The sequence below is a fragment of the Mesorhizobium sp. C432A genome (genome assembly GCF_030323145.1).
Lineage (GTDB): Bacteria > Pseudomonadota > Alphaproteobacteria > Rhizobiales > Rhizobiaceae > Mesorhizobium.
Genome location: NZ_CP100470.1, coordinates 3,234,681 through 3,258,032 on the forward strand (window position 1 = coordinate 3,234,681; position 23,352 = coordinate 3,258,032).

General features: G+C 63.4%; 23 protein-coding genes and 1 pseudogene. 12 read left to right on the plus strand and 12 right to left on the minus strand.

Annotated elements, in window-relative coordinates; genetic code table 11:
- The first annotated feature begins 64 nt into the window (after positions 1 to 64).
- Both NLY33_RS15615 and NLY33_RS15620 read left to right on the plus strand, forming a co-directional pair.
- A complete protein-coding gene (locus tag NLY33_RS15615; RefSeq protein WP_023705573.1) occupies positions 65 to 1,072 on the plus strand; it encodes a ribonuclease T2 family protein in 1,008 nt (335 codons plus the stop codon).
- A 70-nt stretch (positions 1,073 to 1,142) separates the two neighbouring features.
- A complete protein-coding gene (locus tag NLY33_RS15620; RefSeq protein ID WP_031194875.1) occupies positions 1,143 to 1,757 on the plus strand; it encodes a hypothetical protein in 615 nt (204 codons plus the stop codon).
- A gap of 5 nt (positions 1,758 to 1,762) precedes the next feature.
- Here NLY33_RS15620 and NLY33_RS15625 read toward each other — a convergent pair whose 3' ends face one another.
- The gene (locus NLY33_RS15625; protein WP_023705571.1) at positions 1,763 to 3,049 is read right to left on the minus strand and encodes a GGDEF domain-containing protein; all 1,287 of its coding nucleotides are present in this window, start codon (positions 3,047 to 3,049) and stop codon (positions 1,763 to 1,765) included.
- Between the two features lie 234 nt (positions 3,050 to 3,283).
- Between NLY33_RS15625 and ettA the strand changes: the two genes are divergently transcribed.
- The 3 genes from ettA to NLY33_RS15640 all read left to right on the plus strand — a co-directional run bounded on the left by ettA (position 3,284) and on the right by NLY33_RS15640 (position 7,011).
- Positions 3,284 to 4,933: an energy-dependent translational throttle protein EttA gene (ettA, locus tag NLY33_RS15630; protein WP_023688009.1), complete on the plus strand. Its 1,650-nt coding sequence runs from the start codon at positions 3,284 to 3,286 to the stop codon at positions 4,931 to 4,933.
- A 49-nt stretch (positions 4,934 to 4,982) separates the two neighbouring features.
- Complete coding sequence (tam, locus tag NLY33_RS15635) at positions 4,983 to 5,753, plus strand: trans-aconitate 2-methyltransferase (RefSeq protein WP_023705570.1); 771 nt, start codon at positions 4,983 to 4,985, stop codon at positions 5,751 to 5,753.
- A gap of 136 nt (positions 5,754 to 5,889) precedes the next feature.
- The gene (locus NLY33_RS15640; protein ID WP_023668239.1) at positions 5,890 to 7,011 is read left to right on the plus strand and encodes a beta-ketoacyl-ACP synthase III; all 1,122 of its coding nucleotides are present in this window, start codon (positions 5,890 to 5,892) and stop codon (positions 7,009 to 7,011) included.
- Here the strand turns inward: NLY33_RS15640 and NLY33_RS15645 are convergent, their stop codons facing one another.
- On the minus strand, positions 7,012 to 7,161 hold the full coding sequence (locus NLY33_RS15645) for a hypothetical protein (RefSeq protein WP_023705569.1): 150 nt from the start codon (positions 7,159 to 7,161) through the stop codon (positions 7,012 to 7,014).
- A 69-nt stretch (positions 7,162 to 7,230) separates the two neighbouring features.
- Here NLY33_RS15645 and NLY33_RS15650 point away from each other — a divergent pair, with 69 nt between their 5' ends.
- Positions 7,231 to 7,848, plus strand: a complete 618-nt coding sequence (locus tag NLY33_RS15650; protein ID WP_023705568.1) for an MOSC domain-containing protein — start codon at positions 7,231 to 7,233, stop codon at positions 7,846 to 7,848.
- Positions 7,849 to 7,907: 59 nt separating this feature from the next.
- Here the strand turns inward: NLY33_RS15650 and NLY33_RS15655 are convergent, their stop codons facing one another.
- Positions 7,908 to 8,750: an SDR family oxidoreductase gene (locus tag NLY33_RS15655; RefSeq protein ID WP_023705567.1), complete on the minus strand. Its 843-nt coding sequence runs from the start codon at positions 8,748 to 8,750 to the stop codon at positions 7,908 to 7,910.
- A gap of 145 nt (positions 8,751 to 8,895) precedes the next feature.
- Positions 8,896 to 9,813, minus strand: a complete 918-nt coding sequence (locus NLY33_RS15660) for an aminotransferase class IV (RefSeq protein WP_488473752.1) — start codon at positions 9,811 to 9,813, stop codon at positions 8,896 to 8,898.
- A 197-nt stretch (positions 9,814 to 10,010) separates the two neighbouring features.
- Between NLY33_RS15660 and NLY33_RS15665 the strand changes: the two genes are divergently transcribed.
- Positions 10,011 to 10,517, plus strand: a complete 507-nt coding sequence (locus NLY33_RS15665; protein ID WP_023699619.1) for a hypothetical protein — start codon at positions 10,011 to 10,013, stop codon at positions 10,515 to 10,517.
- A gap of 6 nt (positions 10,518 to 10,523) precedes the next feature.
- Here NLY33_RS15665 and NLY33_RS15670 read toward each other — a convergent pair whose 3' ends face one another.
- A complete protein-coding gene (locus NLY33_RS15670) occupies positions 10,524 to 10,838 on the minus strand; it encodes a DUF2293 domain-containing protein (RefSeq protein WP_023705565.1) in 315 nt (104 codons plus the stop codon).
- Positions 10,835 to 11,341: a tRNA (N6-threonylcarbamoyladenosine(37)-N6)-methyltransferase TrmO gene (tsaA, locus tag NLY33_RS15675; RefSeq protein WP_023699618.1), complete on the minus strand. Its 507-nt coding sequence runs from the start codon at positions 11,339 to 11,341 to the stop codon at positions 10,835 to 10,837. Before tsaA ends, NLY33_RS15670 begins: the two co-directional genes overlap by 4 nt.
- Positions 11,342 to 11,508: 167 nt before the next feature.
- Here tsaA and NLY33_RS15680 point away from each other — a divergent pair, with 167 nt between their 5' ends.
- Together NLY33_RS15680 and metF are read left to right on the plus strand one after the other, a co-directional pair.
- Positions 11,509 to 12,531, plus strand: coding sequence for an ArsR/SmtB family transcription factor (locus NLY33_RS15680; protein ID WP_023682157.1), 1,023 nt, complete (start codon positions 11,509 to 11,511; stop codon positions 12,529 to 12,531).
- Positions 12,531 to 13,448, plus strand: a complete 918-nt coding sequence (gene metF, locus NLY33_RS15685; protein WP_023690856.1) for a methylenetetrahydrofolate reductase [NAD(P)H] — start codon at positions 12,531 to 12,533, stop codon at positions 13,446 to 13,448. Before NLY33_RS15680 ends, metF begins: the two co-directional genes overlap by 1 nt.
- Before the next feature lie 448 nt (positions 13,449 to 13,896).
- Here metF and NLY33_RS15690 read toward each other — a convergent pair whose 3' ends face one another.
- Positions 13,897 to 14,814, minus strand: a complete 918-nt coding sequence (locus tag NLY33_RS15690) for a DMT family transporter (protein ID WP_023699616.1) — start codon at positions 14,812 to 14,814, stop codon at positions 13,897 to 13,899.
- Positions 14,815 to 15,025: 211 nt separating this feature from the next.
- On the opposite strand from NLY33_RS15690, the gene NLY33_RS15695 reads away from it, so the two are divergent.
- Complete coding sequence (locus NLY33_RS15695) at positions 15,026 to 16,246, plus strand: alanine racemase (protein ID WP_023668250.1); 1,221 nt, start codon at positions 15,026 to 15,028, stop codon at positions 16,244 to 16,246.
- Here the strand turns inward: NLY33_RS15695 and NLY33_RS15700 are convergent.
- A pseudogene (locus NLY33_RS15700) lies at positions 16,243 to 16,938 on the minus strand (SDR family oxidoreductase); the annotation flags it as partial. The gene NLY33_RS15695 and the pseudogene NLY33_RS15700 overlap by 4 nt on opposite strands.
- A 129-nt stretch (positions 16,939 to 17,067) precedes the next feature.
- Between NLY33_RS15700 and NLY33_RS15705 the strand changes: the two are divergent.
- A complete protein-coding gene (locus NLY33_RS15705; protein WP_032995795.1) occupies positions 17,068 to 17,505 on the plus strand; it encodes a LysR substrate-binding domain-containing protein in 438 nt (145 codons plus the stop codon).
- A gap of 25 nt (positions 17,506 to 17,530) precedes the next feature.
- On the opposite strand, the gene NLY33_RS15710 is transcribed toward NLY33_RS15705, so the two are convergent.
- Positions 17,531 to 18,760: a lytic murein transglycosylase gene (locus NLY33_RS15710; protein ID WP_023705562.1), complete on the minus strand. Its 1,230-nt coding sequence runs from the start codon at positions 18,758 to 18,760 to the stop codon at positions 17,531 to 17,533.
- A 32-nt stretch (positions 18,761 to 18,792) separates the two neighbouring features.
- The gene (locus NLY33_RS15715; RefSeq protein WP_023705561.1) at positions 18,793 to 19,590 is read right to left on the minus strand and encodes a glycoside hydrolase family 25 protein; all 798 of its coding nucleotides are present in this window, start codon (positions 19,588 to 19,590) and stop codon (positions 18,793 to 18,795) included.
- Positions 19,591 to 19,873: 283 nt separating this feature from the next.
- On the opposite strand from NLY33_RS15715, the gene NLY33_RS15720 reads away from it, so the two are divergent.
- The gene (locus tag NLY33_RS15720; protein WP_023705560.1) at positions 19,874 to 21,253 is read left to right on the plus strand and encodes a serine hydrolase domain-containing protein; all 1,380 of its coding nucleotides are present in this window, start codon (positions 19,874 to 19,876) and stop codon (positions 21,251 to 21,253) included.
- A 57-nt stretch (positions 21,254 to 21,310) separates the two neighbouring features.
- Here the strand turns inward: NLY33_RS15720 and NLY33_RS15725 are convergent, their stop codons facing one another.
- The gene (locus NLY33_RS15725) at positions 21,311 to 22,033 is read right to left on the minus strand and encodes a class I SAM-dependent methyltransferase (RefSeq protein ID WP_023705559.1); all 723 of its coding nucleotides are present in this window, start codon (positions 22,031 to 22,033) and stop codon (positions 21,311 to 21,313) included.
- Positions 22,030 to 23,328: a BtaA family protein gene (locus NLY33_RS15730; RefSeq protein ID WP_031196373.1), complete on the minus strand. Its 1,299-nt coding sequence runs from the start codon at positions 23,326 to 23,328 to the stop codon at positions 22,030 to 22,032. Before NLY33_RS15730 ends, NLY33_RS15725 begins: the two co-directional genes overlap by 4 nt.
- Positions 23,329 to 23,352: the final 24 nt, after the last annotated feature.

Consider the following 23,352-nt stretch of genomic DNA (forward strand, 5'->3'; position numbering starts at 1 on the left):
GAAATCGTAATTCTGACATGTCACACGTTTCTAGCTTGCGCTATGAAACGCTAGGAGTGCTGGAATGCGGATATCGGCGATATGGGGTGCGGTGTTGGTGGCGCTGGCCGGTGTCGGCCTAGCGCGCGCCGATGTGAAGATGAGCGGCTCCTTCGTGGCCGATGCTGCTTGCCCGGCAACGCAGGCAATCAAGAGCGGCAAGAACCCCGGCAATATCGCGACAACGGCTGGACAGAGCTACGACCTCCTGGCCGGCAACAAGGATGCGCCGACGCATTACCTCATCCGCGTGCCGGGCGCCGATCCTGAGCGTCGCTGGGTCAAGATCAGCTGCGGTCATGTCGCCGGCGGCAGCGCAGCCGCCCAGCCGGCCGCGCCCGCCGATCAGGGCAAGCCTGCGGCTTCGGAAAAGCCCGAATATGTCTTTGCGCTGAGTTGGCAGCCGGCCTTCTGCGAAACCAAGGCAAGCAAGCCCGAATGCCAGGCGCAGACGGCGGGCGGCTTCGACGCGTCGCATTTCACATTGCATGGGCTCTGGCCGCAGCCGAACGGCAATTTCTATTGCCAGGTGCCGGCGAGCGACAAGGCCAATGACAATCCGGCCCATTGGGCAGACCTGCCGCCGGTCGATCTCGATGCCGCTACGCGCGCCGAGCTCGACCAGGTTATGCCGGGCACCGCCTCCAAGCTCGAACGGCATGAATGGATCAAGCACGGCACCTGCTACGGCAAGAGCCAGCAGGAGTATTTTGCCGAGGCGCTGAACCTGATGCGGGCGGTGAATGCCTCGCCGGTGCGCGAGCTCTTCACCAGGAATGTCGGCAAGCAGCTGACTTCGGACCAGATCCGCAGCGCCTTCGACAGCGCCTTCGGCGCCGGGTCGGGCGCGCGGGTGCGTGTCTCCTGCCTGGTCGATCCGTCGAGCGGCAGGCGGCTGATCGGCGAGCTGACGCTCGGCCTGACCGGCCCGATCGGCCCCGACAGTTCGCTGAGCACTCTCATGCTCGCCTCGGCGCCGACGACCAAGGCGGGCTGTCCGAAGGGCTCGGTCGATGCGGCCGGGTTCCAGTAGGATATCCGTCTGTCGCTTGGCAGTGACGCGGTGATATGGTCTGGATGTGTTTCATTCGGCGGGGGTGGCGATGAGTGGCATGACATCAGGCGCGCTGGCGCGGCTGGCTTTCTGGGCCAGGGGGATGACCGCCATTAAAGACGGCCGCATGGAATGGCCGGGCTTTTCCTATACCGATGCCGAGTGGGCGCGCATGCGCGTGCTTGCCGCGCCGATCGGGGCAAGCCGCTACCAGCTGTTCACTTGGGTCAATGCCGCGATCTTCATCGCCATTGCCGCGCTCGGCATCGTCTGTGTCTTCCTGCCGCTGGCGACACTTTTGTTTCCGGTGCCGGCCGACACCAGCGCGCTCAAATTTTCGGCTCTGCTGGCGGCGTGTGCCTTCCTCATAATCGGGCTCGGCTTGCCGATCTCCATGCGCCTGTCGAGCGCGTTGGCCATCTCTCGGGAGATGCGCGCCGGTCTTGTCGGCGAAGCCGGTGACGAAGCGCTGGCAGCAAAAGTGTCTTGGCAGATCAACCGCATCATGCTGGTCATGTGCGGCCTGCTGGTGCCCGGCATTCTGTTGTTCATCGCTTATGACATCGATGCCAGTCCGATCATCACCGTGCTGAAATGGCTGGCCATCGCGCTGATAGCCGTTTCAGTTGCGGTCGGCGCGTTGCAGCAGCGCAAGCGGAGCTGACAGCCTTATCCGCTGACGCCACGCGTGGGCAATGTCCACGCAGTTAGGTCTTCGGCATCGTCATGCGCTTCGCCGACGACGCGGTCACGCCCGGTGGACTTGGCCCTGTAGAGACGCTCGTCGGCAAGGGCGAAGAGATCGGCAAGCGAGCCTACGGTCTCATCGACAGTGGCGATGCCGGCGCTGACGCTGATGTCGAACCGGTTTACGCACGCTTTGACGGCCTGGCGGAGGTTTTCTCCGAGCAACCTGGCGACCGCATGCGGCTGCGAGCAAAGGATGGCGAACTCCTCGCCGCCGATCCTGAAAACCTGATCGTGCGCGCCGGCCGCCTGGGTCAGCACCTGGGCGATCGATCTCAGCACCCTGTCGCCCTCGGCATGGCCGAAGCGATCGTTGATCGACTTGAAATGGTCGACGTCGACGATCAGCAGGCTGAGCGGTTGGGCCGTGCGCAGGCTGACAGCGACCAGACGTTCGCCGTCGCTGTCAAAGCGTCCCCTGTGCAACAGGCCGGTGAGGCCGTCGCGGCCGACATGTTCGACCAGGGCTTCGTAGCGCTCGCGATAGGTCAAGGTGTCGAAGACGTCGGACAGCCCGCGGGGTGCCACGACCTGACGCGTTTCGAACCATCTGAGGTAGGCGACAAGCATGGCGCTGTAGGCAAAAGCGGCACCCATCTTGGCCAACCAGCCGCCGAAGAAGACCGCAATCGGTGCGCCTGCGACGAAATGCAGGGCGGTGAAAAATCCGGCCTGGTCGAAGGTGAGCACGCAGGCGACGCAAATCAGGATGCGGGAGAACGGCGCTTTGCGCAGATAACGCCCGAGCTTTTCGTAAAGCAGGATGATCAGGATGGCGTCGATGAAGAGCAGCGTCGTGCCCCACACCATCAGCCAGCCCAACTGGTCGATGAAACCGATATCGGGAAGCTTGCCGTCGGAAAGGGCTGAAATATCGTGCAGGCGCAGGATCAGGACCAGCCCGATCATCAAGGCGTTGCCGAGCAAAAGGCCATAGATCGGCTGGCGCACCGTGGCCGCATCTTCCTTCATGTAGAGCAGAAGCAGCATCACCAGCTTGCCGGAAAACAGCACCGCCGAGCCTGGCGAGACCATGCCGAAGGGCAGGGCGACATAGAAGACGCTGGCGAGATAGGTTTCGAGGAAATGCATGGCGCCCAGCGCGCAGACGAAGACGCCGAGGCCGATGCGATCCCTGAAGCGGAACAGCGTGACCATGACGCTGAAGTAGACGACCGCTTCGGCAAGGAGCAGGAAACTGTTCAGCACTACCTTCGGTCCGATCTCTACTTTCGATCGCGACAGGCCAGCGATCGATCCTGTTTTGACGCTGAAGGGTTAACCGGGGATTTCAACGCTCCCTACAACCGGCGGAAAACTTAACGTGCGGTGTACACCCGGCTTGAAATGGCAAAAGCGATTGCCGTTCGGCCCGGCATCGCCTACATAGCGGCCAACCTCCATTCAATCCGACATTTCGGTCAATCATCAAGGAAAGCGCGCGTGGCACGCCAGTTCATCTATCACATGGCCGGCCTCAACAAGGCCTATGGCACCAAGAAGGTGCTTGAGAATGTCCATCTCTCCTTCTATCCCGACGCCAAGATCGGCATCCTCGGCCCCAACGGCTCGGGCAAGTCGACGATCCTCAAGATCATGGCCGGGCTCGACAAGGAGTGGAACGGCGAAGCCTGGCTCGCCGAAGGCGCCACCGTCGGCTATCTCGCGCAGGAGCCGGCGCTCGATGCCAACAAGACGGTGTTCGAGAACATCATGGAAGGTGTCGCCGCCAAGACCGCCATCATCGAGCGCTACAACGAATTGATGATGAACTACTCCGACGAGACGGCCGACGAGTCCGCCAAGCTCCAGGACGAGATGGACCGGCTCAATTTGTGGGATCTCGAACAGCAGGTCGAGATGGCGATGGAAGCGCTGGGCTGCCCGCCCAAGGATTCCGAGGTCACCAAGCTTTCGGGCGGTGAGCGCCGCCGCGTCGCGCTCTGCCAGCTGCTGCTGCGTCAGCCCGACCTCTTGCTGCTCGACGAACCGACCAACCATCTCGACGCCGAGACCACGGCGTGGCTGGAAAAGCATCTGCGCGCCTATCCCGGCGCCGTGATGATCATCACCCACGATCGCTACTTCCTCGACAATGTCACGGGATGGATCCTCGAGCTCGATCGCGGCCGCGGCATTCCCTATGAGGGCAACTACACCAAATACCTCGAAGCCAAGGCCAAGCGCCTCAAGCAGGAAGGCCGCGAGGACGACGCCCGCCAGCGCGCTATCGGCCGCGAGCGCGAGTGGATCCAGTCCAGCCCGAAAGCCCGCCAGACCAAGTCCAAGGCGCGTATCCAGGCGTTCCAGGACCTGCTGGATGCAGCCGACAAGCGGCGTCCGAGCGATACGCAGATCGTCATTCCGCATGGCGAGCGGCTCGGCAATGTGGTGATCGAGGCGGAAGGCCTGTCGAAGGGCTTTGGCGACACGCTTTTGATCGAAGGCCTGGAATTCAAGCTGCCGCCGGGCGGCATCGTCGGTGTCATCGGCCCGAACGGCGCCGGCAAGACGACGCTGTTCCGCATGATCACCGGCCAGGAAACGCCGGATGCCGGCTCTGTCCGCATCGGCGAAACGGTGAAGCTCGGCTATGTCGACCAGAGCCGCGATGCGCTCGATCCGTCAAAGACGGTGTGGGAGGAGATTTCCGGCGGCGCAGAAGTGGTCAAGCTCGGCAAGTTCGAGGCCAACACGCGCGCCTATTGCGCGTCGTTCAACTTCCGTGGCGGGGACCAGCAGCAGAAGGTCGGCAACCTCTCCGGCGGCCAGCGCAACCGCGTGCATTTGGCAAAGATGCTGAAGACCGGCGGCAATGTGCTGCTGCTCGACGAACCGACCAACGACCTTGACACGGAAACGCTGGCGGCGCTCGAAGACGCGCTGGAAAACTTTGGCGGCTGCGCCGTCATCATCTCGCATGATCGTATGTTCCTCGACCGTCTGGCCACCCACATCCTCGCCTTCGAGGGCGACAGCCATGTCGAATGGTTCGAGGGCAATTTCGAGGACTACGAGCAGGACAAGATCCGCCGGCTCGGCCCCGAAGCCGTCAACCCGCACAGGATGACCTACAAGAGGCTGACGCGGTAAGGGAGCAACCGGGGCGGCGAATTTCTCAACTGATACGAGGAAAGCTTGAATGACCGACTGGTCAGCCGCCCAATATCTGAAATTCGAGGATGAGCGCACGCGGCCCGCGCGCGATCTTGTTGCGCAGGTGCCGGTGGATTTCCCGCGCCGGGTGGTCGACATCGGCTGCGGCCCGGGCAACTCGACCGAGCTGCTGGTCGAGCGCTGGCCGGATGCTGAGGTCATCGGTTTCGATACCTCTCCCGACATGATCGAAAAGGCGAGGGCGCGCCTGCCCAGCGTCAATTTCGACCTCGCCGATGCCTCGACATGGCGGCCTGCCGAGCCGGTCAACGTCATCTTCGCCAATGCGGTGTTCCAATGGCTGCCCACCCACCCGGTAGTGTTCCAGCGGCTGATGGGCTTTCTCGCGCCGGGCGGTGCGCTCGCCGTCCAGATGCCCGACAATCTGCTTGAGCCGTCGCATCGGCTGATGCGCGAGACGGCCGCCGAAATGCCGTTCGCCGCCAAGATGGCAGGTGCTGCGCGCGGACCGCTGCCGGCGGTGTCGTTCTATTATGATCTCTTGTCGCCGCTCTCCATCCGGGTGGATATCTGGCATACGGCCTACAATCATCCGCTGACCGACGCCGAGGTGATCGTCGAATGGGTGAAGTCGACGGGGCTGAAGCCGTTTCTCGATCCGCTCGACGCCGGCGAGCGCAAGATATTCCTCGACAATTACACCGCCAAGATCACCGAGGCCTATCCGAAGACCGCAAACGGCAAGGTGCTGCTGCGCTTTCCGCGTATCTTCATCGTCGCCAAGCGGGCCGGCTAGCACTCTGCACCCGAGGATATCCGCCCACAGCCTGTGGCTTAAGCCGGCGTAAACCGGCGGGGTGAGAAAAGTGTTGTGTCGCGCCCCTTCGTCGTTCACATGAGAACGACAATGCCTGCGCATGGACGGACTGGATATGCATCGCGTCATCATCAGCGGCATCGGCGTTGAAATCCCTGAAGCCAAGATCACCAATGAAGAACTGGTCGCCAGTTTCAACGCCTGGGTCGACACGGAGAATGCGCGCCGGCAAGGCACGGATGAGACGCTGCTGCAGAAATCCGACAGCGCCTTCATCGTCCATGCCTCGGGCGTCCAGACCCGGCATGTGATCGAGCGCGAAGGCATTCTCGATCCGACCCGCATGGCGCCGCGCATTCCGGCGCGGCCCGATGATGCGCTGTCGCTGCAGGCCGAGTTTGGAGTGGCCGCGGCCCGGAAGGCGCTCGACCATGCCGGCCTGAAGCCGTCCGACATCGACCTGGTGATCTGCTCGGCCTCGCACCAGCAACGGCCCTATCCGGCGATCGCCATCGAAATGCAGGAGGCGCTGGGCACCAAGGGCGCCGGCTTCGACATGGGGCTTGGTTGTTCATCGGCCGCGGCCGCCTTGCACATTGCGGCCAATCTCGTGCGGGCGGGCGCGCACAAGCGCGTGCTGGTGGTCACGCCGGAGATCATCACCGGCCATCTCAATTTCCGCGACCGGCAGACGCATTTCATCTTCGGCGATGCATCGGTGGCGATGGTGGTCGAGGGGCTGGGCGAGGGCGAGAGGCGGCCGGGGCGTTTCGAGGTGCTGGACACGCGCACCTGGACGCAGATGTCGAACAATATCCGCACCAATCTGGGCTATCACACCCGAACCGCCCAGGACGATCCTTACATGATCAACCTCGAAGGCAATCTGATCAAACAGGTCGGCAACAAGGTGTTCAAGGAAGTCACCGTCGCCGGCCACAAATTCATTGTCGAATTCCTCGCCGAACACGGGCTGACGCCGCAAGCCATCAGGCGATTCTGGCTGCATCAGGCCAATGCGCGAATGAACGCCATGATCCTGAAACTGGCCTTCGGCCACGAGGTCGACCATGACCGCGCGCCGATGGTGCTGGAGCGGCTCGGCAACACCGCCGGCGCTGGCGCCATCATCGCGCTGTCGGAAAACCACGCCGACATGAAGCCCGGCGATTTCGGCGTGCTGTGCGCCTTCGGCGCCGGCTATTCGATCGGCGGCGCGCTTTTGCGGATGCTGTAATCAGGCCGGCATGAACGGCACCAGCATCGGTACGCGGCGGGCATAGTCGTCATAGGCGTTGCCGAGTTCTCCGCGCAGAAAGCGTTCCTCCAGCCTTGCCTTCATGACGATGCCGATGGACGCTATCAGCCGGTTTGATCGAATCATCATCGCTTTCGACTGGACCCGAGCCCACGGCTACGGCTATTTGCGACGTCATCCTGCAGAAGGAACGAAGCCATGCTGGACCTCTTCCCGGAGTCTGAGAAGCCGGTCGACATCATCCCCGCCAGGAAGCTGTCCGCCAAAGTGGCCGCTTTGTACGTCGCACCGTCGAATCACTTCCAGACGCGCCCGGTGGAAGCATTGCAGCTCGGTTTCGAAGGCATCGACGGCGACTTCCACGCCGGCGCCACCCGTCGTTCCGGCGGTCGCGAACCCTGGTATCCGCGCGGCACCGAAATCCGCAACGAGCGGCAGATATCAATCGTAGCAGCGAATGAACTCGGCGTCGTTGCCGAGCGGATGGGGCTGGCCGAGATCAAGCCGGAATGGATCGGCGCCAATCTGCTGATCGAAGGCGTGCCGCATCTCTCGATGCTGCCGTCAGGCACGCTGCTGTTCTTCAGAGATGGCGTGACGATCAAGGTTGATGCGCAGAACGGACCTTGCCGGCTTGCCGGACGTTCGATTGCCGAAAACGCCGGGATGGCCGATCCGGAGGCCGGCGCGCTGGCCTTCCCGAAGGCGGCGAAACGGCTGCGCGGCCTCGTTGCCTGGGTCGAGAAACCGGGTCGTATGACAACAGGGGAAGAGATCTCGGTGCGCGTGCCCGAGCAGTGGATTTATCGATCCTAGCACCGGGCTAGGGCAAGGGCTGCGCCGCCGGGGCGACGCAGCCGGATTTCAAGACGCGCTCAGGCCGCCTTGCGGTTCTTCTTGGCGCCCTGCGCCTCGACGGAAACGTAGTCCCACTTTTCCCACAGCGCGATGCGGTTGGCGTATTCCTGCTTGATCATCGGCAGGCCGCCATCGCCGAAGAAGACGCGCAGCGGCGGCTCGGCCGCGTCGACGATTTCAAGCATCGCCGGTCCGGTGGCATCGGGGTCCCCGGCGACCGAGTTGGCGCGGCGTTCCGCCATCTTGGCGCGGGCCGGCGCGTAAGCCTCGATCGCTTTGGAGACCTTGGCCGAGGCGCCGGACCAATCGGTGGAGAAGCCTCCCGGTTCGACAAGCGTCACATGGATGCCGAATTCGGCGACCTCGATGCTGAGCGACTGGCTGAAGGCTTCGAGCGCCCATTTCGAGGCATGGTAAAGGCCGAGCGAGGCGAAGGCGTTGACGCCGCCGATCGACGAGATCTGGATGATATGGCCGGAGCCCTGCGCCCGCATGATCGGCAAAGCCGCCTGGGTGACCCAGAGCGCGCCGAACACATTGGTTTCGATCTGGTCGCGGGCTTCCTGTTCGCTGACTTCCTCGATGGCGCCGAAATGGCCATAGCCGGCATTGTTGATGACGACGTCGAGCCGGCCAAAGCGCTTGTGCGCCTCGGCGATGGCCGCATCGACGGCCTTCTTGTCGGTGACGTCGAGCTTGATGGCGGCGACATTATCGCCGTATTTCGCGACGAGATCGGCGAGCGTGCCGGCATCGCGCGCGGTTGCGGCGACACGGTCGCCGCGGGCGAGTGCGGCCTCGGCCCAGACTCGGCCAAAGCCTTTCGATGATCCGGTGATGAACCAAACCTTGCTTGTCATGACGTGGAATCCTTGCCCATGCGGGCCGTGAACTGGGAAGCGGAGGCTTCTCCGCTTCTGCGATATACGGTGTGTCGAGCGATTTTCCAGAGGCGAGGGGGAATCTTTTTGGTCACGACATCGTGTGGAGCAGGATCTTCGCCGGTCAGGGATAGCGCACCGGGCTTGACCAGGCCGGGTCGTCATGCTTTTGCCAGTAGAGCGCCATCAAGCGCTTTGTGATCGCGCCTATCTTGCCGTCGGCGACAGCAGCGCCGTCGATCACCGTCACAGGCATGATGCCGCCGGCGGTGGAGGTGATGAAGACTTCGTCGGCTCCCTTCAGCGCGGTGACGCTGACATCGACTGGAGCGGCGACAAGGCCTGCCTCGGCGCAGAGGTCGAAGACGGTGCGCCTGGTGATGCCGGGCAGCACGCCGGCGGCTGGCGTCGACAGCCTGCCGTCCTTGACGCAGAACACGTTGAAGCCGGGGCCTTCGGCGACATTGCCGTTGAAGTCGAGAATCAATGCGGTTTCGGCCCCACGGTCATAAGCGTCGTAGAGGCCGCGCACGAGCTCGAGCCAGTGGTAGTTCTTGATCGCCGGATCGATCGAGACCGGCGGAATGCGCACCTTGTCGCTAATGGCGACATGCAGGCCGCGCCGCAACTGCTCGGCATTGGCGACCGAGCCGAAGGGAACTGCGAAGGCCATGAAGCGGTTGACCGCCTGGCGCGGATCGCGGCTGAAGGTCGGCGAGGCGCCGCGTGTGCACAGCATTTCGACATAGGCGGCGCGATGGCCCGACAGCGCCACGCAATTGTGCAGAATCTCGGCCACACCATCGCGGTCGGACGGGATCGTCATGCGCAGTTTTTGCAAGCCGGCGAAGAAGCGGTCGAGATGCAGGTCGAGCCGGAAGAAGCTCCCGTCCCAGACATGCACGGTGTCGTAGGTGGCGTCGGAATGCAGAAAGCCCCAATCCAGCACCGAGATCTTGGCCTGCGACATCGGCAGATACTGGCCGTCGAGGAAGGCGATGCCGTCGGGATAGGAATGCGGATCGATGTGGCGGTCGGACATGGAAGGAAATGGCACGATGCTACCCGCTGCTGAGCTTCGGTTCATGGCGATTGGTCCCTTCGGCTTCATACGGCAGAGTCAAGCTAGTGGTCCCCTGCAGGCGGCATAGGGCCACCCAACCATCGCCGTTTGTCCTAGGTAGCACATTCGATATGCCCTATGGTCCGGCTTGAAAATATCCGGCCGGGAGGGGCAAAATGGGCAGATCTTTTCGGACCATCAGCTTTGCAATTTTCCTCGTCTTCGTCACTGGCCATGCCTTCGCGCAATGCGCTCGCGAGGGCGAGGCGCTGTGCCAGAACGGCCAGACCTATCGTTGCGAGAAGACGGGCAGCGAGTTGACGCCGATCTTTCAGAACGTGCCTTGCGTGGTCAACGCGGCGGGGCTCAACGGCGTCTGGACCGGCAGCGGTCATCAAAGTCCGGCCGGGGCTGCCGGCGCCGATTGGGCGATCGCAATGACAATCGGCGATGGCGCCGCGTCGATCGACTATCCGTCGCTCGGCTGCGGCGGATCGTTGACCGAGATTTCTCGCGACGACAGTTCGGCGGAATACCGGGAAAACATCAGCTACGGCCAGGACAAGTGCATCGACGGTGGCGGCATCACCGTCCGATTTTTCAAAGGGAACCTGTCCTGGACCTGGGTTGGCCAGGCCGACGGCCAGCCCTACAATGCGGTTGCCGTATTGAAGCGACGGTAGCTGAAGTTATTCCTCTTCGTCCTCTGAATCGAGCAGGCGCGTGGCGCGCCAACGGGTCAGCACCATGTTTGTTTGCTCGATGACGAAGAACCGCGCCGAGTCGCGGTCATAGCCCTCGGCCAGCAGCTTTTCATAGTCGGTATGGCCGTGCCTGATATGGGCGATCGTCGCCAGCCAGACCGCGATGCCCGGCGGCAGCGTCTTCATGTGCACGGCGCCGGCCTCGGTGCGGATTTTCTCCATATCGGCATAGGGCGCCAGGGGCAGCAGTGCGGTCAGCGCCTTGGCGATGGCGCGGCGGCGGCCGGTGGGCGCGCTCATTTTTCGTCACGCCCGGCAATGGTCGCCTCGGGAAAGGCGTCGGTCGAGGCGAAATAGGGCTTGATGTCGATCACCGGGGTGCCGTCGAACACATCGATGGCGTCGATGTCGATGCGGCCGTTGTCGATGTCGACGGCCATCAGCCTGGCGATATGCAGCCCGACTGGGTTCGGCCGGGCAGGGGAGCGCAGCGAGAAAACGCCTTTCGGCTCAGCCGCATGGCGGGGTCTCTGGACAATCAGTGCCCGCGGCGCGTGATGCAGCCAGGACAGGAGGACGATGTGGCTGGCCCGCTCCAGCGCAAGCAGGCCGTCGCGATAGGGTGGGTCGATGAGAACGGTGGCCGCCTGTCCTGTCTCGCGGGCGGCGCGCATGTTCTTCGGGCAGCTTTCGCGCGTGGTCCATGGCGAGGCGATGCGGCCGATAAACACGATATGGCCATCCGCCGGCATGTCAGCCGGGTCAGTCTGCAGGAGCTTTTCGCCGTCGCGCTTCTCGAACATGGCTTTCGCCCTAGCACAAGTTTCCAGCTGATCGTCAGGGAAAAGCGGTTCTCTCAGGCGGGGATCATGTGTGCGGCATTTTCTTGTCAGGAAGCGACATAGGCCTTGCCATGTCGTCAAAGCTGACATAAACATATGTTTATATCTTTTTCAACGAGAACGCGCCGATGCATGTTTCGCTCGATACGATGGTTGATACGTTGAAGGCTGCGGCCGAATCGAGCCGGCTCCGCATCCTGGCGCTGCTGTCGCGCGGCGATCTCACCGTGTCCGACCTCACCGAGATCCTCAGCCAGTCGCAACCGCGGGTGTCGCGGCATTTGAAGCTGCTGCTGGAGGCCGGGTTGATCGGCCGCTACCAGGAGGGCTCGTGGGCCTTCTTCCGGCTGTCGGATACGGATTCCGCGCGCGACTTCGTCATGGGGCTGGTCTCTGGCATTCGCGGCGCCGATCCACAGGTCGAGCGCGATCTCGAGCGGTTGGCATCGGTCAAGCGCAAGCGCCAGGACCGTGCCGCCGAGTATTTCTCCGAGAACGCCGCCAGTTGGGATCACATCCGCTCGCTGCATGTGCCGGACCGCGCGGTGGAAGCCGCACTCCTCAAGCTGGTCGGCAAGCGGCCATTCCAGTCGATGCTAGACCTCGGCACCGGTACCGGGCGGCTGCTGGAGATATTTTCGCCGCTCTACCGGCGCGGTGTCGGCATCGACATGTCGCGCGAAATGCTGACGGTGGCGCGGGCCAATCTCGACAAGGCAGGCATCGCCAATGCCCAGGTCCGCCAAGGCGACATTTTCGCGCCGCCGGTCGAGCGCGACGCCTTCGACCTCGTCACCATCCATCAGGTGCTGCACTATCTGGACGATCCCGCCCGCGCCATCCGCGAGGCGGCAAGGCTGCTGCGCCCGTCGGGCCGGCTGGTGATCGTCGATTTCGCGCCGCATGCACTGGAATTCCTGCGCGACCAGCATGCGCATGTCAGGCTGGGCTTTTCCGACCGCCAGATCTCCGAATGGTTTGCCGATGCCGGGCTCGATCTCGAGGATGCCCAGGAATTCGAGCCGCGCGGCGGCAACGAAGCCAGGCTCACCGTCAAGCTGTGGCTCGGCCGCGACCGCCGCATGCTGATCGCCGAGCCTTCAAATGACACCCAACCCACCAAAGCGTACCCTATGGGGGAAATCGCCTGATGAACCAGTTCCGCTTTTCCCGCCGTCCCGACATTGGCGACAAGGTCCGCGTCTCCTTCGAGTTCTTCCCGCCGAAGACCGACGAGATGGAAGCCAGGCTCTGGGACACCGTCACCAGGCTGGAGCCGCTGAAGCCGAGATTCGTCTCGGTGACCTATGGCGCCGGCGGCTCGACGCGGGAGCGCACGGCGCGCACGGTCAAGCGCATCCTGAACGAGACGGCGCTGACGCCGGCGGCGCACATGACCTGCGTCGACGCCGCCCGCCATGAGGTCGATGCCGTGGTCCGCGAATTCGCCGATATGGGCGTGAAGCGCTTCGTTGCGTTGCGCGGCGATCCGGCGGCGGGTGTCGGTACGGCCTACCGGCCGCATCCCGATGGCTATGCCAATGGCGCCGAACTTGTCGGAGCGCTGAAGGACGCCGGCGATTTCGACATCTCGGTCTCGGCCTATCCCGAAAAGCATCCGGAAAGCCCCGACTTCGCCACCGACTTCGACATGCTGAAGCGCAAGGCCGACAATGGCGCGACGCGGGCGATCACCCAGTTCTTCTTCGACAACGATCTCTACGAGCGTTATGTCGAGAAGGCGCGCCGTGCCGGCATCTACATCCCGATCGTGCCTGGCATCCTGCCGGTGCACAATTTCACCCAGGTCGCCAATTTCTCGGCGCGCTGCGGCGCGCTGGTGCCGGCATGGCTGGCCGAGCGTTTCGAAGGGCTGCACAACGATCCGCAGACGCATGCGCTCGTGGCGTCTGCCGTGGCGGCCGAGCAGGTGCTCGATCTCGTCGAGCGCGGCGTCAGCGACTTCCATTTCTACACCATGAACCGGGCCGACCTGGTGTTTGCCATCTGCCATATGATCGGCATCCGCTCCCACGAAACAGAGGCAGCTGGATCCGCCGCCGCCTGAGCTTCATCGTGGTATGAAATCTGAAATGCAAAGGCCGGGCGAAACACCCGGCCTTTCGAATTTGTGGGCTATTGCTGCTGTTCTTCCGCTCCGGCGGTTACGGAAGAACACCTATGATAAGGGCGCCAATGAAGGCAAATGCAGCACAGATCATCAATGCGTTGATTGGCCTCGTAAGTCCCATGTCATAGTCTCCTCTTCAAGAGCTATGGGTGGAGTCTAGGGGCATTTGTGCCACAGGCAAGCGGAAAATATGCTGCAATGCGACGCGATTGTGGAATTTGCGACCTGCCACCTGTCGTTAAGCGTTGAAACTCTTCGGCAAAAGCCGCTGGCAGCCTGTGAATAAATTGTGACGCGGCCGTGGCGAAAGCGAGGCATGGCAGCGCTACCAGACCTAAAGCGCGTCGTTGTCCCAAAACCGCTGCGCACTTTTGGTCGACAAGCATTAGCGCCGACCAAACAACCGCCCGTCGATCGTCAACAGGCCAAGCGCGATCAGTGCCATGCCGCAGAACTCGAACAGAGCGAGCCGCTCGCCGAGGAACAGAAGGCCGAGCAGGATGGCGCTGGCCGGGACGATGAGCGTGACCAGCGAGGCGTTGGTGGCGCCGGCCGAGGCGACGAGGTTGAAATAGAGGATGTAGGCGAAGGCGGTGGAGAGCAGCGCCAGCGCCAGCACCGCCGTCCAGACCGGCGGCGAGGCCGAGAACAGGCCGGCCGGGCCATAGGTGAGCAGCACCACCGGGATCATGATGATGGTCGACGCCGTCAATTGTCCGGTGGCGATGACCGGCGAGGGCACGCCCTTGAAGCGGCGGGCAATCATCAGCGCGACGGCGTATGACAGCGAGGCGCCGATCAGCGCGAATTTCGCCCAGACCGGGCCGCCGAGCCCGGCCAGCAGGCCGGGGCCGATCATGACAGCGGTGCCGGCGATGCCGAGCCCGATGCCGGCAAGCTTGTTCCAGGAGAGCTTTTCGTCCGCTGTCAGCGCGTTGGCGAGGATCAGCGTCCAGAACGGCGTCGTCGCATTGAGCACCGAGGCGACGCCGGCGCCAAGCGCGGTCTGGCCGGCAAAGATCAGCGAGAACGGGACGACATTGTTGGCGAGCGCCAAAAGGAAAAACAGGCCGGCATGCGGGAAGGCGAGGCGGAAGGACGGACCGCGAATGCCGAGATAGAGCTGCAGTGCAATGGCCGCAATGGCAACGCGAAACAGCACCAGCACCAGCGGGTGCATTTCGGCAACGGCGATGCGGGCAAAGAAGAACGAGCCGCCCCAGATGGCGCCGAGCAGCAGAAGCTGTCCCCAGTCCCTCAGCGTCATCGGTCCGCGCTGCACGGCTGTCGTGGCTATTGCCATCGTGAACGTCCTTCCCCGCGGCATCAATGCCAGCCACTCAGGCAGAAGGCATATCGGGTCCGGCGACAAGAGCCACCCGAAACCTGATTGCTGGCAACAGTGCTGCCAGGAGGGTGCGCCGCTGGGTCAGTGCCCGCCAGACACAGAATTGTTTTCTTTGGCCGCTAGCTTGGATTAATTGTGCGCAGCCGAGAAGTCAGGGGATTCGTCCATGCAGCGATTCGAGAATGCCCGCGAGGCGGCGCTGGCGCTTCGGCCGGACGATCCGGTCTACTGCTTTCGCCCGCAGGTGCTGAAGGCGGATGCCAAACAGTTCATGGGCATGTTTCCCGGCAAGACCGCCTACGCAGTCAAGACCAATGGCGAGCAGATCGTGCTGAAGGCGCTGGTCGAAGCCGGCGTCACCGCCTTCGATGTGGCCTCGCCCGGCGAGTTCGCCGCCGTGCGCGCCGTCTCACCCGACGCCGAGATGCTCTACATGCATCCGGTCAAGGCGCAGTCGGACATCAAGCTTGCGCTGGAAAAATACGCCATCCGCGTCATTTCGCTCGACCATGAGGACGAGATCACCAAGCTGACGCGGGTGGTGCGGGCGCTTGACATCGATCCGGGCTCCATCAGCGTGTTCGTGCGCATCCAGACCAAGGGTTCGGCGGCCTATGAACTGTCAAAGAAATTCGGCGCCGGGCCGGCCTATGCTGTGGAACTCGCCGAGCGACTCAACCGCACCGGCTACAAGGTCGGCCTGTGCTTCCATGTCGGCAGCCAGATCGAGGATCCCGACACCTATGAGCGGGCGCTGGCCTCCGCCGATTGGGTGCGCAACCGGCTGACCTTCGACATTGCCGGCCTCGATGTCGGCGGCGGCTTTCCCGCCGAGTACGGCCATGACCCCAATCGCAAGCAGATCGAGATGCCGTCGCTCGGCCAGATCATGTCGCGGCTGTCGGGCGACCTGAGGGAATACCAGTTCGACCAGATCCCGTTGGTGGCCGAGCCCGGCCGGGTGATCGTGGCGCGCTGCCTGTCGCTGATCGTGCGGGTGCTGCTGCGCAAGGGCAAGCGGCTCTACATCAATGACGGCATCTGGGCGTCGCTGTCGGATTCTTGGACCGGCAAGATCACACTGCCGGCCCGCTTCATCCCCGATCCGGCGATCCGCTCGCGCAATGGCGAGGAGAAGAACATCGTGCCGTTCAAGGTCTGCGGCGCGACCTGCGATTCCGTCGACATCCTGTCGCGGCCGTTCTGGCTGCCGGAAACCGTCGACACCGGCGACTGGATCGAGATCGGCCATATCGGTGCCTATTCGCTGTCGCTGAGAACCCGCTTCAACGGCTTTTATCCCGATACCTTCGTCGAGGTGACGACACCCTTCGATGAAGGCGATGCGCCGCAGGGATTCGCCAGCCTGGAGACAATGGCGGATTAGGCGACGCCTCCACCGGCCTGGATATTCTCGCCGGTCAGCCAGCGGGCCTCGTCGCTGGCCAGGAAGACCGCGACATCGGCAACGTCGCGGGGCGCGCCGATCCTGCCAAATGGAGACATGCCGGCCGCCACGGCGCGATCGCGCTCGGGAAGCAGGTCCGTGTCGGTGAAGCCAGGCGACAGCGCATTCACGGTGATGCCGCGCGGTCCGAGTTCACGCGAGAGCACACGGACGAATTGTTCGACGGCGCCCTTGCTGCCGAGATAGAGCGCCGTTTGCGTGAAGAACATCTTGGTGCCGCCGGTGGAGACCGCGATGATGCGGCCGCCGTTTCGCACACGGCGCGCTGCTTCCTGAAGCACGAAGAACGTGCCCTTGGCATTGGTGCCGAAGACATGGTCGAAATCGGCTTCGGTTGCCTCGGTCAGAGGCTTGATGACGGCGACGCCGACATTGGCAACCACGATGTCGATCGCGCCGAACTCACTCTCAGCCTCGTCAAACAGGCGATGAATATCCGAGACGCTTGATATGTCGGCCTGGACGGCGATCGCCTTTCCTCCCTTGCCGTCGATGGCGGCCACGACCTCGTCAGCGGCTTCGTGGTTGCCGACATAGTTGACGACGACGGCAGCGCCCTTGGAGGCGAGTCCTTCGGCGATGGCTCGCCCAATGCCGCGCGAACTGCCGGTGACGAGTGCGGTCTTCCAACGCGCCTATCCTGATATCGCGCTGACCGTCATCGTCGACGATACCCTGACCGATATCGTCGAGGGCCGGTTCGACGCCGGGATCCTCTCGGCGAGCGGCTGCAGAAGGACATGGTGGCGGTCAAGCTCAGCGACGATTTGCAGATGGCGGCGGTGGCCGCCCCGGCCTACCTTGAGGGCCGCGCAACTCCCCGTCATCCCCAGGATCTGCACCAGCACCAATGCATCAACTTCCAATGGCCGGGCGGCGGCAACCTCTATCGATGGGAGTTCGCGCGCGGCAAACGGTCTCTGGAAATCGCCGTCGAGGGCAGCCTGACTGTCAACGACACCGAGCTGATGCTGAACGCGGCGCTGGGTGGAGCAGGCGTTGCCTACATGATCGACTATCAGGTCCAGTCCTGGATCGATGCGGGCAGGCTGATGAGATTTCTAGAGCCCTGGTCGCCCAGCTTTCCAGGCTTCTTCCTGTATCACCCGAGTTCGAGGCACGTCCCCCCGGCTTTGCGGGCATTTATCGACTTCGTCCGGGCAAGGAGTAGGGAATAAGGAACCCAGCTTGGGCAGATTCTACTCACAGTTTCCCCAAAAGCTCCGGCGTCGGCCAGCCGTCTACCGGCATGCCGAGCCGCATCTGTTCCTTGCGGATGGCTTCGCGGGTGTTGGTGCCCAGAATGCCGTCGACGGTGCCGACGTCATAGCCCCTGGCTTCGAGCTTGGTCTGCAATTCCTTCATCTGGTCGCCATTGAGCCCGGTTTCGGGATTGCGCGGGTCGAACTGCTTTGCCCCGGCCAGCCGGCTGGCGAAGTTGGCGGCGGTCAGCGCGTAGGTGAAGGACTGGTTCCATTCGAGATAGACGTCGAAATTGTCGTAGGCGAGGAAGGCCGGACCTTTGCGGCCCATCGGCAGCGCCAGGCCGGCCTTCAGGCCATTGTCGATCAGCGGCGTGCCATCGGGATTGGTGACGCCCCAGGCGGCCCATTGCGACAGCGGCAACTTGTTGGTGCGGCCGGTCTGCTCCCAGGGCATGTCCTCGGGCACGCGCACTTCCTCGATCCAGGGCCGGTCGCGTTTCCAGCCGCGCGACAGCACCTTGTTGGCCGTGGTCATGATCACGTCGGGTACGCTGCGCCTGAGGTCGACGATGCCGTCGCCGTCGCCGTCGACGCCGCGCGCGAGATAATCGGAAGGCAGGATCTGCGTCTGGCCGATCTCGCCGGCCCAGGCGCCGGTGACGTCGGCCGGAACGACGCCGCGATCGATCAGCGTCAACAGCGGCACCAGTTGCGGCCGAAACAGCTGCGGGCGGCGGCAGTCATGCGACAGCGTCACCAAGGCGCTCAGCGTGTGGAAATCGCCCTGTACGGCGCCGAAATCGGTCTCCAGCCCCCAGAAGGCGGTGATGATCGGCGCCTGGACACCGAACTGCTGGTCGGCGCGCGCAAAGATTTCGGCGTATTTCTTCAGATTGGCCGCGCCCTGCTTCAGCCGGTAGGCCGAGATCATGCGGTTGGAGAACTGGATGAAGGTCTGTGCGAAGACGCCCTGGGCGCGATCGCGCGCCAGCACCTTGTCGTCGATGGTGGCGGCTTCCAGTGCGTCAAGGCCGACAGCGCCGACACCGGCCGCCTTGGCTTCCGCCGCCACGCCTTGCTTCCAGGTTTCGAAGTCGCCGCCGCATTCCTGCGCCCCCGCCGGCATCGCCGTAGCGCCGAGCAGCAGGGCCGCGAGCAGCCCGGAGCGCAGGCGGCTCTTCGACTGTTTCCGGCGTAAATATCCCAGTGGCTGCAGGTAGGTGCGCATGGGACGTCGAAAAGCAGGCGGCTGAGCCGGTGTCAACGGGTGTTCTGCCGCAGCCACTTTTTCCAGGCTGCCTCAGTGCCGTTGAAGACGTTGATATCGGACTTGCCGGTCATGCCGGGAACGATACCGGTTCCGGTGTATTGCCAGAAGGTGAAAGGGTGGCTGCCGTACTTCTGGCGGGGGTGGCCGGCCACCGAGCGCAGCCAGTAGGGATAGCCGCGGAACGTCGAAAGGTCGTTATCGTCGAAGAAGTCGACCGAGGTGTAGATGATCGGCTTCTTGCCATAGTGCCGCTCGATCATCTCGAGAAAGGTGGTCATTTCGGCCCGCACCGTCGCCGAATCCGGGCGCAGCCGGCAGGTCGGCGATTGCGGGTTCCACTCCATGTCGAGCACCGGCGGCATGGCCGAGCGGTCGACGGGCACGTTCTGGATGAACCAGCGCGCCTGGGTGGCGGCAGGCGTGCAGAAGTAGAAAAAATGGTAGGCCGCGCGCGGAATGCCATTGGCCTTGGTGCGCGACCAATGCTCGTTGAAATACTCGTCGAAACGGTCGCCGCCCTCGGTCGCCTTGATGAAGGCGAAGGAGATGCCGCTGGCCTTGGCCGTCGGCCAGTCGACCGAGGTCTGGTATTTGGAGACGTCGGTTCCGTGAACGGCATAGTTCCAAGGCGCGCCGCTATCCCATTCATGCGGCTTGGAGTCTTCGAAACGCGGTGCGCGCACGGCAACCGTCGGGCTGCTGGATGGCGATATCGAGGGCACGAGATCGCCGGCGGTCGAGCAGGCGGCCAGCAGCGTCAACGTGATGAGGGCCGCGAAACGGCGCATCGCATTTCCCGAGCCGGAATCAGCCGGTCGCTGTTGGGTTGTCGTTGCAGGTGCCCCTCAGGCGATCGCCCCACAGCATCGCCTGATACGCTATTTTCGTGCATGTCGTTGTTCCAAAACCGCTGCGCACTTTTGGGCGACATGCACCAGTGATCGCCGATCATGGTTGATAACAGGTTGACGGCGCTCGACAAGAACACCGATTTTGCGGAAGCAATGGCGGCAAATCGATGACATAAATCGGGCCGCAAGCCACGGGCAGCCGAAAAGCAGGGACGGAAAGATGCGGATCGCCGTGAAGATCATCAAATGGCTGCTCGGCCTGGTCGTGCTGGCGATAGCCGCGCTGTTTGCCTGGCTCTACGTCGCTCCGCCCGACCTGATCCGCGTCGGTTCCGGCTATTCCGCCAAGATTGTCTGCTCGAATGTTTTTATCGCCGGCCGTGATCCCAATGAGGTGCTGGCCATCGACGTGCAGGCGCCCGGCCATCCGCTGCTCAGGCTGATGAAGGTGTCGGTCGACAAGAACAGGGGGACCGTCTCGGCCGGGCTGCTTGGCTTCCTCGGCAAGAGCGTTGCCGTTGCGCGCGCCGGCCTGGGTTGCGCCTCGGTTCCCGATGGCGACGTCGGCAAGGCACGGCGCACGTCAATCTCTGCCGAGGCGTCGGCGGCCACCAAGGGCGATCTGTGGCCCGAGGGAGATCGAGTCGATGCCTCGCAAAATCCCGAAATCAACAAGATCCTCGACGGTGCGGCGATGACCGGCATCGGCATGCGCGCCGTGGTGGTGGTCAAAAATGGCCGCATTGTTGCGGAGCGTTATGGCGACGGCTTTTCGGCGAAAACGCCGCTGCTGGGCTGGTCGATGACCAAGACAGTCAACGCCGCGCTCGTCGGCACGCTGGTCAAGGACGGCAAGATGGCGGTGACCAATCAGGGCCTGTTCGGCTCATGGAAGGCGGACGGCCGCGCCGCCATCAGCCTTGCCGATATGATGGCGATGTCGAGCGGACTCGAGTTCAACGAGGATTATGGCGACGTTGCCGATGTGACGCGCATGCTCTACCTCGAACCGGATATGGCGGGCTTCGCCGAGGCCAAGCCGCTGACCGGCGACGTCGGCAAGGTCTTTTCCTATTCGAGCGGCACGGCGGTGATGCTGTCGCGGCTGTGGCAGGATGCTATCGGCGACAAGGACAAGGCGCTGATGTGGCCAAGGGCAGCGCTGTTCGGGCCGCTCGGCATGCAAAGCGCGGTGCTCGAAACCGACGAGGAGGGTACCTTTGTCGGCTCATCCTACCTCTATGCCACGGGGCATGACTGGGCGCGGTTCGGCCAATTCCTGCTGCAGGGCGGCGTCTGGAACGGCAACCAGATCCTGCCGGCCGGTTTCGTCGACTGGATGCGCGAACCGGCACCGGCCTCGAAAGTCTACGGCAAGGGGCAACTTTGGATCGAAGCCCCGGGGGACGAAGGAAATCCCGGCGCCGGCGTCGCCGCCGGCCTGCCCAACGATACCTACTGGATGGAGGGCCATGACGGCCAGACGGTCGCCATCATCCCGTCGGAGCAACTGGTGGTGGTGCGGCTGGGGTTGACGCCGGCCAAGCTCGGCTACCGGCCGCAGGTGATGGTCGGCGCGCTGATGAAGGCACTGCGCTAGCTCCCTTTACCCTCCCCTTTATGGGGAGGGTCGGCGCGTAGCGCCGGGGCGGGGTGCCTAGCGCTTCACCCCCACCCGCGCCTTCGGCGCGACCTCCCCCATCGAGGGGGAGGTGAGGTCCTGCGATTCGACGATCGCCAGCCAGGCATAGCCGCGATAAAGCGTGCGGAAACGGAAGGTTGCGCCGGTTCGTCGAGATTCCGATTCCACGACTTCGCGCAGAGATTCACGCGGCGTGACATGGAATTTCTTGAGCCAACCGCGCAGCAATGTCCGGAACCAGCCGGGCAGACCTTCCTGCTGGCCGAAGTCGACGACATGCAAGGAACCACCGGGCGCAAGTGCTGCAAGGGCTGCTGAAACCGTCTTTTCCCAACCGGGGATCATCGACAGGGAATAGGAGACGAAGATGCGGTCGAAGCGCTCGACGCCGAACAGCGTCTTGGCGTCGAAATCGGTGGCGTCGCCGCGCGCCAGCACGGCGCGGCCGGACAGGCCGTCGCGGCCGATCGCCTTGCTCGCCGTCTCCAGCATCTCGGCCGAGATGTCGAGGCCGTAGAGGCGGGCGTCGGGATAGCGGCGGGCGGCAAGCGCGATGTTGCGGCCGGTGCCGCAGCCAAGTTCGAGCACTCTGCCATTCGCCGGCACATCCAGCCCGGCTATCATCTGGTCGCGGCCAAGCAGATAGTATTTGCGGGTCAGGTCGTAGATATGGCGTTGCCAGCGATAGACGCCGTCCATCAGTTCGGCATGGTCGGCCGGCAGCTCGCTCGCGCTCATGCCGCGCGCTTCACATAGAGGTGGAAGCCGCCATAGATGGCCGAGCGGTCGCGGGCCGAACAGTCGCGCGAGGCCTCGTCCTCGTAGGTCCACTGGTCGAGCAGCGAGATCGAGACGCGGCCCGGCAGCAGGCTGGGCTCGGCGGCGGTACGGAAGATGACTCGGGCGCCGACCGAGGCGGTGCGGGTGATCTCCGACCAAAGGGCATTGAGCTGGTCGTTCGTCATCCAGTCCTGCGCGTCGAGCAGGACGAAACGATCGACGGTGCTTGCGTCCTTGCCGGCCAGAAATTCGATCAGATTGGCGTGGTGGATGCCGACGCGATCGACATTGTTGCGGATCGCCTTGTAGTTGGCCTCTTCTAGATAGGCGGGCAGGGCGGCCTCACCCGGATTGGGATAGCGACGGGCGAAGGCTTGCCAAGCGAAGTAGTTGTTCTTCAGCGGAAAATCGCAAGCGAGCTTTTCCAGCCGGGCCTTCAGCACGCTGGCCATCGAACCATCGCCCGAGGTGATCAGCGAATCGTACTGCGCCGGCGGAATGCCGAGGCCGAACAGCGAAGCCTTGCGCGAGGTAGCCCAGCGCAACAGCTTCTTGTCGAAGACCGGCGCCAGCTCTTCGTTGAAGAAGCGGCGCTGGTCGGCGAGGCTCTTCGACGCCATGATACCGGCGGGATCGACGCCGAAGAATTTGGCGATGCGGTGGCCCATGGCGATGAACAGGCCGAGCAGGCCGGTCTGGTAGAAATTGCGGTCGAAGACGGTGATGCGCCGGCGGCCGCGCCAGCTGCGACGCTCCCAATAGTGGCGGCTGACCGGGTCGAGATGCGGCGCGATGAAGCGGTCATAGGCTTGCGAATTGTGGTTGGTGTCGGCGGCGCCGAAGAAACGGAACAGATCGCCCTGCGAGGGCAGATGCCGCACCGCCTCCAGCTTCATCCGGTTCAAGGCGATGTGGGCGGCGTTGAGGTCGACCGCATCGACGCGTTCAGGCGAGCGGGTGAGGTAGGCGAGGATGTTGCAGCCGCCCGACGCTATGGTGACGACGCGGTGGCCCTGGCCAAGCTGCATGGCCTCCATGTCGACTTCAGGGTCTTCCCAGATCTGCGGATAGACGAGACCGGAAAACAGAAGCGCAAACAGCCGTTCGGAAAGGCCGGCCTTCGACAGCGGGCGGTTCTGGTAGACGGCCTTTCCAACTTCCTTGCCGCGGCGAAAAACGAGATCCGAGGAGACGTCCGTCATGGCAAAGTGATTCCCCATTTGCTTTGCCGCAAGCGGGTAACTCAGGGGCATGACAGGCGGGTGACAGCCTGTTGA